The sequence below is a fragment of the Deinococcus aquaticus genome (assembly GCF_028622095.1).
GTDB classification, from domain to species: Bacteria; Deinococcota; Deinococci; order Deinococcales; family Deinococcaceae; genus Deinococcus; species Deinococcus aquaticus.
In genome coordinates this window covers 160,700-176,830 of record NZ_CP115166.1, presented here as the reverse complement: position 1 = coordinate 176,830, position 16,131 = coordinate 160,700, and the positions used below count along the sequence as shown (strand labels likewise).

Annotated in this window: 12 protein-coding genes; 8 read left to right on the top strand and 4 right to left on the bottom strand. The window is 69.5% G+C overall.

Going from position 1 to position 16,131, the window contains the following annotated elements; translation table 11 throughout:
• The first annotated feature begins 224 nt into the window (after positions 1-224).
• The 7 genes from M8445_RS15715 to M8445_RS15685 all read left to right on the top strand — a co-directional run bounded on the left by M8445_RS15715 (position 225) and on the right by M8445_RS15685 (position 11,969).
• The gene (locus tag M8445_RS15715) at positions 225-1,706 is read left to right on the top strand and encodes a TolC family protein (protein ID WP_273991232.1); all 1,482 of its coding nucleotides are present in this window, start codon (positions 225-227) and stop codon (positions 1,704-1,706) included.
• Positions 1,703-2,803: a TolC family protein gene (locus tag M8445_RS15710; RefSeq protein ID WP_273991231.1), complete on the top strand. Its 1,101-nt coding sequence runs from the start codon at positions 1,703-1,705 to the stop codon at positions 2,801-2,803. The genes M8445_RS15715 and M8445_RS15710 overlap by 4 nt, the downstream gene beginning before the upstream one ends.
• On the top strand, positions 2,800-4,146 hold the full coding sequence (locus M8445_RS15705) for an efflux RND transporter periplasmic adaptor subunit (protein WP_273991230.1): 1,347 nt from the start codon (positions 2,800-2,802) through the stop codon (positions 4,144-4,146). Before M8445_RS15710 ends, M8445_RS15705 begins: the two co-directional genes overlap by 4 nt.
• Entirely contained in the window at positions 4,143-7,565 is a 3,423-nt protein-coding gene (locus tag M8445_RS15700; RefSeq protein ID WP_273991229.1) for an efflux RND transporter permease subunit, read from the top strand. Before M8445_RS15705 ends, M8445_RS15700 begins: the two co-directional genes overlap by 4 nt.
• A 254-nt stretch (positions 7,566-7,819) precedes the next feature.
• Positions 7,820-10,528 carry a diguanylate cyclase domain-containing protein gene (locus M8445_RS15695; protein ID WP_273991228.1) on the top strand — a complete coding sequence of 903 codons (2,709 nt, stop codon included), beginning with the start codon at positions 7,820-7,822 and terminating at the stop codon, positions 10,526-10,528.
• A 2-nt stretch (positions 10,529-10,530) separates the two neighbouring features.
• Complete coding sequence (locus M8445_RS15690; RefSeq protein ID WP_273988203.1) at positions 10,531-11,577, top strand: transposase; 1,047 nt, start codon at positions 10,531-10,533, stop codon at positions 11,575-11,577.
• Positions 11,578-11,609: 32 nt separating this feature from the next.
• Positions 11,610-11,969: an EAL domain-containing protein gene (locus M8445_RS15685; protein ID WP_273991227.1), complete on the top strand. Its 360-nt coding sequence runs from the start codon at positions 11,610-11,612 to the stop codon at positions 11,967-11,969.
• A 21-nt stretch (positions 11,970-11,990) separates the two neighbouring features.
• On the opposite strand, the gene M8445_RS15680 is transcribed toward M8445_RS15685, so the two are convergent.
• The 3 genes from M8445_RS15680 to M8445_RS15670 form a co-directional block, all read right to left on the bottom strand.
• A complete protein-coding gene (locus M8445_RS15680; RefSeq protein WP_273991226.1) occupies positions 11,991-12,845 on the bottom strand; it encodes a tryptophan 2,3-dioxygenase in 855 nt (284 codons plus the stop codon).
• Positions 12,842-14,158: a kynureninase gene (gene kynU, locus M8445_RS15675; protein ID WP_273991225.1), complete on the bottom strand. Its 1,317-nt coding sequence runs from the start codon at positions 14,156-14,158 to the stop codon at positions 12,842-12,844. The genes M8445_RS15680 and kynU overlap by 4 nt, the downstream gene beginning before the upstream one ends.
• A gap of 96 nt (positions 14,159-14,254) precedes the next feature.
• Positions 14,255-14,401, bottom strand: a complete 147-nt coding sequence (locus M8445_RS15670) for a hypothetical protein (protein WP_273991224.1) — start codon at positions 14,399-14,401, stop codon at positions 14,255-14,257.
• Between the two features lie 51 nt (positions 14,402-14,452).
• Here M8445_RS15670 and trxA point away from each other — a divergent pair, with 51 nt between their 5' ends.
• Positions 14,453-14,881, top strand: coding sequence for a thioredoxin (gene trxA, locus M8445_RS15665; RefSeq protein ID WP_273991223.1), 429 nt, complete (start codon positions 14,453-14,455; stop codon positions 14,879-14,881).
• Positions 14,882-14,909: 28 nt separating this feature from the next.
• On the opposite strand, the gene M8445_RS15660 is transcribed toward trxA, so the two are convergent.
• Positions 14,910-16,022 (bottom strand): RNA-guided endonuclease InsQ/TnpB family protein, encoded by a 1,113-nt coding sequence (locus M8445_RS15660; RefSeq protein WP_273991222.1) that lies wholly within the window; start codon positions 16,020-16,022, stop codon positions 14,910-14,912.
• Positions 16,023-16,131 lie beyond the last annotated feature (109 nt).

Below are 16,131 nucleotides of genomic sequence, written 5' to 3'. Positions count from 1 at the left end.
CGCGCCACACCTGCTTCTCCGCCCACGGCCTGTCTGCCCGGCCCGCCGCTCCGAGGTTCCATGTCCATGTCTATGTCCTCCCCCGCCGCTCCACGGCCCCTCCACCGGGCCAGAGCTCCCACCCCGCCCTCCGGCCACGCGGCACTGCCCGCTTCCCCCACCTCCGCTCCCCCGTCCGTGAAGTGCTCCGCGTTCCGGCGTTCCCGACCTCTGAGGTTTCCTGCATGACTGATTCACCCCCTTCCCTTCTGTCGCGGCCAGCGCGGATGACCCTGCTGCTGACCCTGAGTGTGCTGCTGGGCTTCGCCGGGGCGCAGCAGACCGCGCCGCCCAGCGCGGTGCCCACGCCCCCCTCTGCCGTCACGGCCCCGGCTGCGACTCCCCTGTCACCGACCACGGCGGCCGGCCTGACGCCACTGCTGGCGGCGCTGCGCGGCTCGCCCGACTGGCGCGCGGCGGACCTGAGTTACCGCGCGGCGCAACTGACGCTGGACAGCGCCCGGACCCGCGCCGGACTGAGCGTGACCGCCGGCGCGGACGGCACCCTGAGCCGCGTTCCCTGGGACGGCGGGACGTTTGCGGGTGCCACGACCCTGACCCTGAACGCCAGCCTGAACGTGCTTCCCTGGGCTCCGGCGCTTGAGGGGGCCCGCAGCGCCGAGCGGGCGCTGGCCGGGGCGGCGGTGGACCTGCGCAGCACCCGCGCGCGCCTGACCGTGCAGGCCCTTCAGGCCTACGAGGGTGTGCGCGCCGCCTCAGCGGGCCTGGAACTGGCCGGCGCGCAACTGGACGTGGCCCGCACGCAACTGAGTGCCGCGCAGTCGCAGCGCACCGATGGCGTGCTGTCGGCCGAGGGACTGCTGGCGCAGCAGGCGGCGTTCGAGACCGCGCAGGCCGCCCAGACCCGCGCCGAACGCGCGCAGGCGCAGGCCGTCCGCAGCCTGAACCGCCTGCTGGGCACGCCCGCCGCGCTGCCCGCCCAGGCCGCCGCGTTCGCGCCGCTGCCTGCCCTGACCGTCAGCGGTGACCTGGGGGCCCTGCTGGAACGGGCCCTGTCCCGCCGGCCCGAGGTCGCGCGCGCCCAGGCGGCGTTGGCCGACGCGCAGGCGGGCCTGAGCGCCGCGCGGCTGGACGCCCGCCTGCCGGACGTGAGTGCCAGCGTCCGCGCCGGGCAGCTCAGTGACGCGGCCGGTAACAGCGGCCGCCTCGTCAGCGGGACCCTGAACGTCAAGCAGGGCACGCTGGGCGCGCAGGTCAGCCTGCCCCTGAAAGACACCAGCGTCATTCCGGGCGGCGTGGTCCTGTCGCTCAGCGCGTCCCTGCCGGTGTTCGGGAACACGCGCGGCACGGCCCTGACGCAGGCGCAACTGAGCGTCACGCAGGCGCAACTGGCGCTGGACAGCGCCCGCCAGAGCGTGGAACTCGACGTGCGCGCCAGCCTCGACGCCCTGCAGAACGAGCAGGCCGCGCTGAGTGCTGCCCGCACGACCGCCGAGCAGGCCCGCACCGCCCTGGGCAGCGCCCGCGCCCGCCTGGACGCCGGACTGGCCACGGCCCTGAATGTCCGGCAGGCCGAACTGACGTCTCTGCAGGCCGATCAGGCGCTGCAATCGCAACTGAACGCCGTGACGCTCGCCACCCTGACGCTCGCCCAGGCCACCACCGATCTCGACCCGCTGCTCCTGACTGCCGGAGGTACCCCATGAACCACCTGACGAACCAGACCCTGAACCCCACGACCACCTCCCGCAACCTGAGCGGCGGCGCGTTCCGCCTGCTGGCCCTGACCCTGGCGCTGGCCGCCCCGCAGGCGTCCGCGCAGGCGGCGACCACCCTGACCCTGCCGGGCGCCGTGACCCGCGCGCTCGAGAACGGGGCGGACGTGACCACGGCGCGCGCCAACCTGCAGAAAGCCCAGGCGAACCTGCGGGCCGTGCGGGCCGACCCGACCTCCCCGATCACGGCCCTGACGCAGGCGGAGCAGGACGTGACCGCGCAGGCGGCGACGCTGGCCTCCACGAAACTGAGCGTGGCGCAGACTGTGGTGACGCAGTACCTGGGCGCCTTCGAGACGGCCGCGCGGACCCGCGTGTCGGCCGCGCAGGTCGAGCTGGACGCCCGGCAGCTGAAGATCGCGCAGGCGAAACTGGCGGCGCGCGTGGCGACCACGCTGGACGTGAGCCGCGTGCAGAACACCCTGGACAACGACCGGCAGGACCTGCAGAGCGCCCGCGACCAGTTGCCGGTGCTGGAAGCGCAGCTGGCCCGCAGCCTGAACCTGCCCGCCAGTACCGACCTGACCCTGAGCGCCCCGCCCGCCCCGCCGAAACTGAGCCTGACGCTGGCCGGGTTGCAGGCCGGGCTGGAAAAACGCCTGCCGGGGCTGGTGCAGGCCGCGAACGGCGCGGCGTTCAGCGCCCTGCAGGTGAAACTGGCCGATAACGACTACACGCCGGCCCGGACCCTGGAAGACGCCCGCGTGGCCGCGCAGAACGCGCAGATCAGCCTGGGTGACGCTCAGCGCAGCGCGCTGACGCAGGTGCGTGACGCGTACCGCAGCCTGCAGGACGCGCAGGAGCGCGTGGCGCTGTCGCGTGACAGCCTCGCGAACACGCAGACCAGCCTCACGCAGGCGCAGGCCCGCCTGAAAGCCGGCACGGCCGCCGCCGTGGATGTGCAGCAGGCGCAGGTGCAGGCGCAGCAGGCGGCGCTGGCCGTCACGCAGGCGCAGAACAACGTGTGGCGTTCGCTGGCCGCGCTGGGCAGCGCCGCCGGCACCGACGTCACGGGACTGGTGAAATGAGCCGCGCCGTTCCTGTGGGCCGCCGCCCCGCCGCGCAGCTGACGCTGGCCGTGATGCTCAGCGCCACCCTGGCCGCCTGCGCCGCGCCGGGAGGGGCGGACGCCGGTTCCGGCGAGGCCACACCGGCCAAGGCCACCACCAACAATCTGGACGCCGTGCCGGCCAAGAGCACCACGCTGGACGTGACGGTCGTGGAGGCCACGAGCGGCACCCTGAACGTGCAGCGCAGCGCGTCGGCGATCATCGAGGCGCAGCGGGACTCGCAGGTGGCCGCGCAGAGCGGCGGCAACGTGCGCGCCGTGCTGGTCGCCGAGGGTGACCGCGTGAACAGGGGCGACGTGCTGGTGCAGCTGGACGACACGCAGCAGCGTCAGGCCCTGGAGAACGCGCGCCTGCAGGTTCAGCAGGCGCAGATCAACCTGGATCAGACCCGCACGAACACCGGGCAGGCCAGCGCCGCGCTGAGCGCCTCGGTCACGTCCGCGCGCGCGGCGCTGGCGCAGGCGCAGAGCGGCGCGCAGAGTGCCGAGACGCTGTACGGTCTGGGCGGCGTGAGCCTCGCGGACCTGCAGGCGGCCCGCTCGCAGCTGGCGCAGGCGCAGAGCACCCTGGCGCAGGCGCAGAACGCCCTGGCGCAGAACGGCAGCAGCGCCAGCGGCAGTGTGCCGCTGCAGCAGGCCAGCCTGAAATCCGCGCAGGCCAGCGTGGCGCAGGCCGAGGAGAACCTGGCCCGCACGGCGGTCCGCGCGCCGTTCTCCGGGACGGTCGCCAGCCTGGCGGTCAGCGTGGGTGAGTTCGCCGGGCAGGGCTCCGCCGTGGCGCGGCTGGTCGATCCGGGCAGCATCCGCGCGAAGTTCAGCGTGCCCAGCGGGGACGCGCTGGCCCTGAAGGACGGCGCGCGCCTGAACCTGGGGTACGGCGGCGTGAATTACGTGGCGGTCGTGACGGGCACGCCCAACATCGCGGGCACCAACCGGCTGGTGCCGGTCACGGCGCGCGTCGAGGGGGGCGAGGCGCTGCCGGTCGGCGCGACCGCCCAGGCCCGCTACCGCAACACGCTGGGTACGGGCACGCTGGTGCCCAGCAGCGCCGTGCAGGTGGACGGCGGTCAGAACGCCGTGTACGTCGCGGCGGAAGGACTGGCGCAGCTGACGCCCGTGACGGTCGTGGCCGAAAGTGGCGGCCAGGTGGCGCTGCGCGGCGTGCAGGCCGGGCAGGAGGTCATCACGCCCGTGCCGGCCAGCCTGCAGGACGGCGCGAAGGTGAAGGTCAAGCGCGTGGCAGCTGACGCGGCCAGTACCGGGGCGACCGGGGCGGACGCGGAAGGCGGCACGCAGCCATGAGCACCCACGACTCCGACGACTTCCGGGATATTCCCGGCGCGACCCTGCCAGACGGCACGCCGGAACCCACCATTCACCCACTGATCCGCTTCAGCGTCAAGAATTACGTGTTCTCCATCGGCATCTTCGTGATGCTGGTGCTGGCCGGTCTGGTCACGACCTTCCGGCTGGGCGTGGAACTCCTGCCGAACTTCGAGGTGCCGATCCTGGCGGTCAGTACCGGGTACCCCGGCGCGAACCCCGATCAGGTGGACCGCGAGGTCAGCCGCAAGATTGAGGACGCCATCAGCACCCTGGCGGGTGTGACGGACATCAACACCACGTCGGTCAGTAATCAGTCGGCGGTCGTGATCACGTTCAGTGACGACACCGATATCGACGGGGCCGCGAACTCGGTGTCGCAGGCGGTCGCCGCGATCCGCGGGAGCCTGCCGGACGGCAGTAACGCCCCGGTCGTGCAGAAGTTCGACCCGAACGCCACGCCGATCCTGACGCTGGCGCTGCTGGGCGGCAGTAACCCGCCGGCGCAGGTCACCACCTACGCCGAGGACGTGCTCGTGCCTCGCCTGGAGCGCGTGGAGGGCGTCGCGGACGTCAGTGTGAGCGGCGGACCGGAACGCAAGGTGCAGGTGCTGCTGGACCCCGCCAAACTGCAGGCGTACAACCTGTCGCCCGCGCGGGTCACGCAGGCCATCGGCGCCAGCGCCCTGGACCTGCCGGCCGGCACGGTCGAGCGGGGCGGCGTGCAGACGCAGTTCTCGACCCGCAACACCCCGAAGAGCGCCGCCGACGTGGGCCGCATCACGGTGGACGCCCAGACGGGCCTGCAGGTGTCCGACGTGGCCAGCGTGCGCGACGGCGCCGTGACGGCCACCAGTCTGGCGCGCGTGAACGGTCAGCCGGCCGTGCTGCTCAGCGTCCGCAAGGGCAGCGGCACGAACTCGGTGGCCGTCGCGGACAACGTGCGCGCCGCCATGGAAGCGCAGCCGCTCCCGGCCGGGTACAGCCTGACGCTGGCGAGCGACACGACCACCGAGACGCGCGCGACCGTCAGTGACACCTTCAAGGAGTTCCTGATCGCCATTGCCGCCGTGGGCGTCATCTGCCTGCTGTTCCTGGGCCGCCTGAACACCGTGCTGGCCGTGATCCTGGCGATTCCCATCTCGATCAGTGCCGCGCCGCTGGTGTTCGGCCTGATGGGCTTCACGTTCAACATCATCTCGCTGCTGGCGATCATCGTGGCGATCGGGATCGTGGTGGACGACTCGATCGTGGTGGGCGAGAACGTGCAGCGCTACCGCGACCTGGGGTACTCGCAGCTGCGCAGCGTGCTGCTGGGCGGCAGTGAGGTCTTCAGCGCCGTGACCGCCGCGAGTTTCTCGCTACTGGCCGTGCTGATTCCGCTGAGCCTGATGCCGGGCATCCTGGGGCAGTTCTTCAGTCAGTTCGGGCTGGGCATCGCGGCGGCCATCGTGCTGTCGTGGCTGGAAAGCCTGCTGTTCCTGACGGTCCGCATGGCGTACACCCGCGACCCGGACCCCGTGACGTGGGCGCAGGTGCCGGCCGTACTGGGCCGCTTCCCGGCGCTGCTGATGGATTCGCTGCGGGGCGTGCGCACCTTCGGCGGGCTGCTGTGGCTGGCCGTGACCGGCGCGGCTGTGGCGTTCGCACTGTCCAGAACGGCGCTGGGCATGCCGGGCGCGGTGATCGTGGCGGCCGTGTTCGCGCCGCTGTTCCTGGCGGTCGCCCGGTACGTGCTGACCAGCCTCCTTGCGCTGCTTGAGGCGCTGACCGGCACCCTGCACGGCTTCACGAACCGCGCCGTGGACCGCGTGGCCCGCTCGTATGCGCGCGGCCTGGACCGCACCCTGAACCGCCCGTGGATCGTCATGCTGGTCGCGCTGGTGTTCCTGTTCACGGCCCCGCTGGCCCTCAGGGGCGTGGGCTTCGCGTTCACGCCCAAGACGGACAGCGGCGTGATGACCGTCACGCTGAGCCTGCCGACCGGCACGGACCTGACCACCACCAACCGCCTGACCCGGCAGATTGAGGACCGCCTGCTGGCCAGCCCTAACGTGCGCCTGCTGGAAACCAGTGTCGGTGCGGGCAGCGCCACGGGCGGCAACAACGCCAGCGAGAGCGCCCTGACCGTCACGCTGATCGAACGGGCCGAGCGGCCGGCCATTGAGGAACTCGTCACGCAGTTCAACCGGGAACTCGCGCCGGTCGCGGCGAGCGTCCCCGGCACGGAACTGACGGTCGGCACGCAGCAGAACGGCCCCGGCGGCACGGCCGACATGAGCCTCGCCCTGACGGCCCCCAACCAGACCCTGCTGGTCGAGAAGAACCGTGAGCTGGTGCGCCTGCTCGCGCAGGACCCGAACCTGCTGTCCGTGGACAGCAGCCTGAGCGCCGTGCGGCAGGAACGCACCTTCATTCCCGATACCACCCGCCTGTCCGGCACGGGCCTGAGCGCCAGCGACGTGGCGCAGGCCCTGCGCACCTACAACGACGGCAGCACCGCTGGCAGCGTCCGTGACGGTGACCGCAGCGTCGATATCGTGGTGCGTCTGGACCCGGCCCGCATTCAGGATGAGCAGAGCCTGCTGTCGCAGACGGTGTACTCCAGCGGCCTGAACGCCAACCTGCCGCTCTCGCAGCTGGGTGACTTCGAGGTCTCGCAGGCCCCGGCAACCCTCAGCCGCCTGAACAAGGCGTACACGGCCGGCATCGACATCAACCTGAAACCCGGCGGCCCGAACGCCTTCGCGTACCAGCGGGAAATCGTGGCGAACGCCGAGAAGGCCGGCATCCTGACGGACGGCGTGACGCTGGGGAACGCCAGTTCCTTCGGCAGCGCCGGACTGACCGGCGACCTGGTGTTCTACGGCCCGGTCCTGATGGTCGTGGCGATCCTGCTGACGTACCTGGTGCTGGGCAGTCAGTTCAACTCGTTCCGGTACCCCATCTACCTGCAGCTTCCGATTCCGCTGGCCATCGTGGGCGCGCTGTGGAGCCTGAACTTCTTCGGCGCGGACCTGGACGTGATCACGGTGCTGGGCATGGTGATCCTGCTGGGCCTGAGCACCAAGAACTCGATCCTGTACCTGGAGTTCGTGACGGAACGCGCCCGCAGCCTGCCGCTGCGTGAGGCGCTGGTCGAGGCGGCCGAACTGCGCTTCCGTCCGATCCTGATGACCACCCTGACCGTCCTGGTGATCAGCATTCCGCTGGTGCTGGGCCAGGGTGACGGCGCGGAATTCCGCCGGGGCCTGGGAATCGTGATTCTGGGCGGCGTGGTGACCAGCACCCTGCTGACCTTCTTCGTGGTGCCCAGCGTGTTCTGGCAGTTCGAGCGCCGCCACCAGAAACCCATCGCGCCCGCCGCGCCGGAAGGGACGCTGGCCGCCGGGGACTGAACACTCCCGACTGAACCCTGCCGGATCGACACAGCCCGATCAATACAGCCGGATCAATACAGCGCCCCCCACCAGACAGGTGCAGGGGGCGCCGTTGTTGATCCGGACAGCTGATCGGGGGGCCTGATCCGGGAGCCTCGCCGCAGGCTGCTCGCAGGTGGGCGTGCAGAGCGGCCGGCCTGTCCCGGCATCACGCGCGTAAAGGGTGCGGTGAAGTGACGCGCGTGTGAGGTTTCATGGTGAATGATGGGAACATGACGGAGCACCCGCGCCCCACCTCCCTGCCTGCCGCGCACAGCCCCGCGCCGCGCGCGCTGCGGGTTCTGATTGTCGAGGACAGCGAGGAGGACGCCTGGACGTACCAGCATCTGCTGCGGCGCGCGGCCCCGCAGGTGCAGTGCACGGTCGTGAGCGTGGGGGCCGACGCGGTGGACTTCCTGCAGCGTGAAACGCCGGACTGCGTGCTGCTGGATTTCAACCTGCCGGACATGACGGGCCTGGAGGTGCTGGAAGAGGCGCGGCCTGCCTGCGCGGTCGTGATGCTGACCGGCGTGGGCGACGAGCAGGTGGCGGTGCAGGCCATGAACGCCGGCGCGCAGGACTATGTGGTGAAATCCACCCTGAGCGGGCCGGGGCTGCTGCGAGACCTGGAACGCGCCGTCGAGAAGTACCGCCTGCAACGCGAACTGACCGTGTCGCGCGAGCGGATGCAGGCGGCGCTGGGCAGCGTGGACGACAGCCTGCTGAGCCTGGATCACGACCTGAATCTGCTGTACCTGAACCCGGCCGCGCAGCGCCTGCTGAATCTGCCAGCAGGGACCCTGAGCGGCGCGGAACTGGCCGGGCACGCCGCGTGGATGTTCGCCGGCCCATTCCTGAAGGTGATGCGCGGCGCGCTGGATTCGGGTGAGCGGCAGGGCGCGGAACTGAAAGCGCCGCAGGGGCAGTGGCTGGACGCGCGGGTGTACCCCAGTCCCGGCGGCCTGACCGTGACGCTGCGGGACGTGACGCAGCGCCGCAGCGAGGAGGAGCGGCTGCGGCTGCTTGAAAGCGTGACCGTGAACGCCCGCGAGGCGGTGGTGATCTCGGAAGCCGAACCGGTGACCGGGGAGGGGCCGCGCGTGGTGTACGTGAACGAGGCCTTCACGCGCATGACCGGGTACACGCCGGAGGAGATCATCGGGCGCACGCCACGCATCCTTCAGGGACCGGACTCCGACCGAGTGACCCTGGACCGCATCCGCGCGAACCTGCTGTCCTGGACACCGGTAGACGAGATCATCCGGAACTACCACAAGGACGGCACGCCCATCTGGGTGCACCTGAGCATCGTGCCGGTCGCCAACGCCCGTGGCTGGTTCACGCACTGGGTCAGCGTGCAGCGCGACGTGACCGGGGAGGTGCAGCGCGAACGCCGGGACCGCATGCGGCGCGAACTGCTGGAAATGGCCGCCGCGGGCCGTCCCGTCGAGGACCTGCTGAATGGCCTGTGCCGCCTGATCCGCCTGGATCTGGGCGACCTGATCGTCGCCGGCTGGCTGCGTGAGGACCACCTGCTCACCCTGCGGGCCAGCGTGAATTCCGACACGGACGCCCTGAGAACCTCAGCTCAGGAAGGAGTCGCGCAGGTGGACCTGCGCCGCGACGAGGGCGTGTGCGCGACTGTGGTCCGCACCGGGCAACCCGTGATCGTGAACGACATCCGCCGCGAGAACGTGGTCTTGCACCGGGGCGCGCGCGAAACGCTGCTGGCCCGCGGCCTGCACGCCATGTGGGGCCTGCCGGTCCTGTCCAGCCGCGCAGACGAGGCGCCACTGGGTGTGTTCACGGTGTTCAGCGACACGCCGCGCACGCCCACACCGGCGGAACTGGCGGCCCTGCAGGACCTGACCGGACTGGCCTCGCTGCTGCTGGAACGCGCACTGGCGCAGACCGAGATGCAGCGGCTGGCCATGTACGACGGCCTGACGGGCCTGCCGAACCGGGCGCTGTACCTGGAGTACCTGACCCAGGCCCTGAGCCGCAGCGGCCACACCGGCGAGCGGCTGGCAGTGGGCCTGCTGGACCTCGACCGCTTCAAGGTCATCAACGACACGCTGGGGCACAGCGCCGGGGACGAACTGCTGGCGCAGGTGGCGCAGCGCCTGCGCAGCACCTTCCGCCCGTCCGACGTGGTCGCCCGCATGGGCGGGGACGAGTTCACGCTGATCCTCCCGTTCGGCAGTGACCAGAGCGTGTTCCGTAGCGGCATTCAGAAACTGCTCAAGACCTGTTTCCAGACGCCGTTCCGGGTCAAGGGTCAGGAACTGTTCGTCGCGGCGAGCCTGGGGCTGGCCTTCGCGCCTGAACACGGCGCCGACGGCGAGACGCTGCTGAGCGCCGCTGACCTCGCCATGTACCGCGCCAAACGCACCGGCGGCGGCGTGGCCGTGTTCGACCCGGCCGCCGGCGCGCTGCAACCCGGCAAGGTCAGCCTGGAAACCGACCTGTACCGCGCGCTGGAACGCAACGAACTCGAGCTGCACTACCAGCCGCTGTTCCGCGCCGGATCGCGCGAACTGGTCGGCGCCGAAGCCCTGTGCCGCTGGCGGCACCCGCGCCTGGGCATGATCTCGCCGGGCGAGTTCATTCCGCTGGCCGAGAACACCGGGCTGATCCTGCCGATCGGCGCGTGGGTGCTGAACGAGGCGTGCCGTCAACTCGCGCAGTGGCGCGCGCAGCACCCGCACCTGCAGGTGGGCGTGAACCTCAGCCCCCGGCAATTCTGGAATCCGCAACTGGTGGAATCCGTTCAGGACGCCCTGAACACCCACGGCCTGCCGGGTTCCTCACTGGTGCTGGAAATCACGGAAAGCGTCCTGATGAACAAGAGTTTCCACAGGCGAGGGAATAGCGACCAGCACGAAGGCCCAGGAGGCAGGGGCTTGAAATTCCCCGGTCTCATGGGCCTTTATGCGAAGTGACTATGCCTCGCATCCCCAGCCTACCGCACAGCATCATCACCGCTCAGCTGAACCGGGTCACCAGCCTCAGTGGCCTCATCCCCTACAGCACCCTGTGTAAAAGTGCCATCTCCAAAGAGATGGCGCGGGACTCCTTCGCCTCCACGGAGGACTTCAAGCGTCGAGCCAGGAACGCGCCGGAGGGCGCGTTCCTGGCCATTGATTTCGTCATGGTGCCCCACGCCGGACGGACGATGGAAGGCGTGAACTACCACTACAGCGGTCAGGCCCAGACCCGTCTGGGCCATCAGTTCACCTCCGCGGCCCTGGTCAGGTTCGGTGAAGATCCAGTTCCGTTGCTGGAGCGCTTCAAGGTTTCCCAGGCCCTGCATACAGAGCGCTATCCTTACCGTACAGCGACTCAGGAAATGATCCACGTCGTCCAGGATTGCCTCGCGGCGGGCGTCCCCATGGCGGGTCTCCTCCTGGATGGGGAGTTCGGGCGGGACGCGGCTGTGACCTTCAGTCGCGAGCATCAGATTCCGGTATTGATCCGTGCCAAAGCCAATATGACCGTGCAGTTCGAGGGTGAGGGACTCACCCTCGGTGCGCTGAGTCGGCAGTTCCCTCCAGAACGCTGCCACCTGTACGCGGAGTTCGGGTGGCGTGTCCGTCGATTGTCGGTCACCCGTGAGGTCGGTGGGTTCGATGTCCTGATCGTGTGGCGCAAGGTGCACGGGGAGTGGACACGGTTTTTCCTGTTCAGCACGTTTGGTGGTGACGTCACGGTTCGCTCACTGCTGCGGGCCTGGAAGGCCCGCTGGGGAATTGAGGTGATTCACCGGTTCTTCAAGCAGAACCTGGGACTGGGACGCTGTCATTGCCGGACGATCCAGGCGCAGGAGAACTGGGTGTGGTGCGTGGTGGAGGCCTTTCACGCGGTGTTACGGGTGCGTAGGGAAGTACCGGGAATGACGTGGCGGGCCGCACAACGGCAGGCAGCTCAGAATGCCGAAAAGTACGTCCTGACCGGGATGGAGCAGGACGGCCCCCTGCTTGACGCCGCGTGACACGACATCAGCAGGGAAGTGGAAACTCTTGGATGAACGTCCCGGACGCCGAGGCGACCCTGCACCGCCTGCGCGCCCTGGGCATCCGCCTGTCCCTGGACGACTTCGGCACCGGGTACAGCAGCCTCAGTTACCTCAACCGCTTTCCCCTGACCGCCCTGAAAATCGACCGGTCGTTCCTGCAAGGCGTGACCGGCGACCCGCACGGCACCTCCGAGAAGATCATCGAGGCCGTCATGCTGCTCTCGCACGCCCTGAACCTGCAGGTCACCACCGAGGGCATCGAAACGCCCGAGCAGGCCGCGTTCATCGAATCGGTCGGCGGGGACATCCTGCAGGGCTTCCTGCTGGGCCGGCCCGTCCCGGCCGATCAGCTCCGGCTGCCGGACTGACCGGGGCGGTCGGACCTTCCACTACAGGCGGGTGCGGACCTCCCACAGTTCCGGGAACAGCACGGTCTCCAGGGCGCGGCGCAGGTACCCGGCGCCGCTGGTCCCGCCGGACCCGCGTTTGAAGCCGATGGTGCGTTCCACGGTGGTCAGGTGATTGAAACGCCAGCGGCGGAAGTTGTCCTCGACGTCCAGCAGCTTCTCGGCCAGTTCGTACAGGTCCCAGTAGGTGTCGGGCTGGCGGTACACCGTGATCCAGGCGTTCAGCACGTCCTCGTTCAGGGTGGGCGGCAGGGTGAGGTCGCGGCCCAGGACCTCGGCCGGGACGCTCAGGCCCCGCGCGGCCAGCAGGCGCAGCGTCAGGTCGTACACGCTGGGGCCTTCCAGCGCCGCGCGCAGCGGGCCGTGCAGGTCCGGGCGGTGCTCGTGTGGGCGCAGCAGGACCGCGTGCCGGTTCCCGAGCAGGAATTCCACCATGCGGTACGAGGAACTCTGAAAGCCGGACGCCTGCCCGAACGCGTCCCGGAAGGACAGGTAATCGGCGGGGGTCATGGTCTTCAGGACCTCCCACGCGTTCGTGAGCTGCTCCTGCGCGCGCACCACGCGGGTCAGGCCCTTCAGGGGCGCGTCGGTGATGCCGCGTGAGAGCTGCTCCATCGCGGCGCGCAACTCGCGGATGATCAGGTCCAGCCAGACCTCCGAAACGTGATGCACGGCGATGAACAGGTGCTCGTCGTGGGCGTCCGTGACGGGCCGGTGCGCGCTTTTCAGGGTGTCGAGTTGCAGGTAATCACCGTAACTGAGGCTGCGGGTGAAATCCGTGTACGCCTGCTCGGGCGCGTCCCGGTCCGGCGCTCCGGGCCGGTCAGTCGCACTCACGCGCGGGCCTCCAGCGCGGCCTGCACGCCCGCCACGGCACGCGCCACGTCCGCGTGCGAGTGGTACAGCGGCGTGAACCCGAAGCGCAGGATGTCCGGCGTGCGGTAATCGCCGATCACGCCGCCCCCGATCAGGTCCGCCATGACCTCACGCGCCTGCGGGTGCCGGTAACTGACCTGCGAGCCGCGCCGCGCGTGCTCCTGCGGCGTGACCAGCGTCAGCGGGAACCGGGCGCACAGCGGCTCCATCAGCCGGATAAAGGTGTCGGTCAGCGACAGGCTCTTGGCGCGCAGCGCATGCAGGTCCACGCCCGCGAACACGTCCAGGGCGCTGTCCAGGGCGCTGAGGCTCAGGACCATCGGCGTGCCCGGCACGAAGCGGCGCGCGCCGGGCGCGGGCGTGAACGCACGGTCCATCTCGAACGGATCGGCGTGCCCCATCCACCCGCTGATCGCCACGGGGGCCGCGTTCACGGCGCCCAGGTGCCGCTCGGAGGCGAACAGGAAGGACGGCGCGCCGGGGCCTCCGTTCAGGAACTTGTACCCGCAGCCCACCGCGAAATCCGCGCCCGCGCCGCGCAGGTCCACCGGGAACGCCCCGGCCGAGTGCGCCAGGTCCCACACGGTCAGGACGCCCGCCGCGCGCGCCTGCGCCGTGATGGCCGCCATGTCCAGGCGGCGGCCCGTGCGGTAATCCACCTCGGTCAGCAGCAGGGCGGCCACGTCCGCCGTCAGGTGCTCGGACAGCGCGTCGGGGTTCACGCGCCGCAGTTCGTACTCCCCGCCCAGCAGGTCCAGCAGGCCCTGCGCGATGTACAGGTCGGTGGGGAAGTTCTCGGCGTCCGTCAGGATCACGCGGCGGCCCGCCGTGGCCAGTTTCAGCGCGGCGGCCAGCACCTTGAAGGTGTTCACACCCGTGGTGTCCGTCACCGCCACCTCGTGAGGGAGCGCACCGATCAGCGGGGCAATCTTCGCGGCCACCCGGTCCGGCAGATTCATCCAGTCGCGCCCCTCTCCGGCCCCGGCCCCCCACGAGCGGATCAGGGCGTCACCCCACTCCTGCGCCGCGACCTGCTGCAACCGCTCCGGCACGGCGCACGGGAGCGCCCCCAGGCTGTTGCCGTCCAGGTACACCACGCCGCCCGGCAGCGTGAACTCCTCACGCTTACGGGCCAGCGGGTCGCGGGCATCCAGGTCCAGCAGGTCGGCGGGAATGGCGGCCCCGGTCAGCGCCGCATTGATCCGCGCGTGCAGGGAGGAAGCTTGAGGTTGGGCGGTCTGGGCATCAGTGTTCGTCGCATCAATATTCGTCATGGCAACTCCTGGAAGGAACCGGGCGGCCGTACCGTCAGCGCCGCACGCAGGGCGCGGGCGACAGGACCAGCCGTCAGAATGTAGGGCAGAGGTGGATCAGAGCAGGTTCAGAGCGGCGTTCAGGGCCGCGTGCCGGGTGCGGCGCATCGGGCGGCCCAGGTTCGCGCACCACCAGTCGTGCAGCGCCCGCGCGATGTCATTCGCGCCGGGACGGACCTGCCAGCAGTGACGGGACGACCTCATCAAGCGGCAGTATGCCACGCACGCCCCCGCCCCTGCCGTACCCTGAAAGGCATGAGCGACATTCTGACCTGCGCCCACTGCGGCGCCAGAAACCGCGTACAGACCGTCCCGGACGCACAGGTGCCCGTGTGCGCCCGCTGCGGCCAGCCGCTCCCGTGGCTGGTCACCGGGACCGACGCGACCTTCACGCAGGACATCCGGGCGTCCGTGCCGGTCATCGTGGACTTCTGGGCCCCCTGGTGCGGCCCGTGCCGCGTGATCGCCCCCGCCCTGGAAGCACTTGCGCAGGAACGCGCCGGAACCCTCAAGATCGTGAAGGTGAACGTCGACGACCACCCGCAGGCCCCCGGCCTTCACGCCGTACAGGGCATTCCCACCCTGCTGGTCTTCCAGAACGGCGAGGTCGCCGGGCGTCAGGTCGGAGCCGTGGGCCTGCCCGAACTGCGGGCGTGGCTGGACCGCAGCGTGCCCGCGAATTGACTCTCCCACAGTTTCAACCATGGGATTCTCAGTGAACGCTTGCGCTGTGCACTACGTTGACCACTGATGGGCAAGCCCTGCCCAGGATGTTCAGAGCGGCGTTCAGGTCGGCATTCGCCGTATGGCCGCAACTCTGACACACAAACCGCGATTGACTGACCCGATTCTCCCGACAGGTGTGACCGCACTGGTTGCACCGCTGGGACGTGTATTTCGGGTCTACGCGGATCACTTGCCGTCCGGCGCTCACAGCCTTGATAGCAAGGAGAGAAAAGAACTGACCCCAACCGACATCGTGGATAGACCGGGCGAGATTGCCCCTGCCCATCCCCGACACGTTCAGGTCTTCGTGCGCGACCAAGTCGTTCTCTCGGATGAGCTTGGTCGCTGTCTTGTGGTGGAAGTCGAGCCGTTGCCGCGCCACTTTGCGGTGCAGTTTAGCAACCGCAGCTTTGGCCTTCTTCCGGCGAGTGGAGCCGCGTTGCTTGCGGCTGAGTGAGCGTTGCTTGACCCGCAGCTTCTTCATGGCGGCCTGAAAGTGCTTGGGGTTCTCCACGAACTCCCCATCGGAGGTGATGCAGAAGTATGTGATGCCCACGTCCACGCCTACCTGACTGCTCGTGGCGGGAAGCGGCTGAGCTTCCACCTCGCAGACGTAGGACACGTACCATTCGCCGCAGTCGCGGGTGATGGTGGCCGTCTTGATCTTGCCTTCCAGCGGGCGACTCAGACGCAGTCGGATGTTGCCAATCTTGCTGAAATAGGCCACGTTCCCCGACACGCTGAAACCAGATTGGGGATAGCAGATGGAGTCGTACCAGCCCGCCCCCTTGAACCTGGGATAACCGGGGGTCTGTCCCGCCTTCACGCGCCGGAAGAACGCCTTGAACGCCTTCTCCAACCGCTTGAGAACGTCCTGAAGCACCTGTGAATAGACGCTCTTGTATTCGGGTAGCGCCTCTTTGATCTCGCTGAGGTACTTCATCTGATCGTAGGCCGTGATCTTCTTGCCTGCCTTCCGGTAGGCGTCCCGGCGCTCCTGAAGAGCCGCGTTGTACAGGTTGCGGCAAAGCCTCAGTTGCTCCAGCAGCGCGGCCTCCTGAGCCCTGGTGGGGCGCAGACGGTAGCGGAACGCTTTCATGTGCGTGGTACTTTGTATGGGCGTCACCTCCTTTGAAGGTGTCTGCCACGCTCCCGGCTGCTCGAACAGCGCGGGGGCATTGCTGTTCCAGCATAGCACGCGGCGGCGC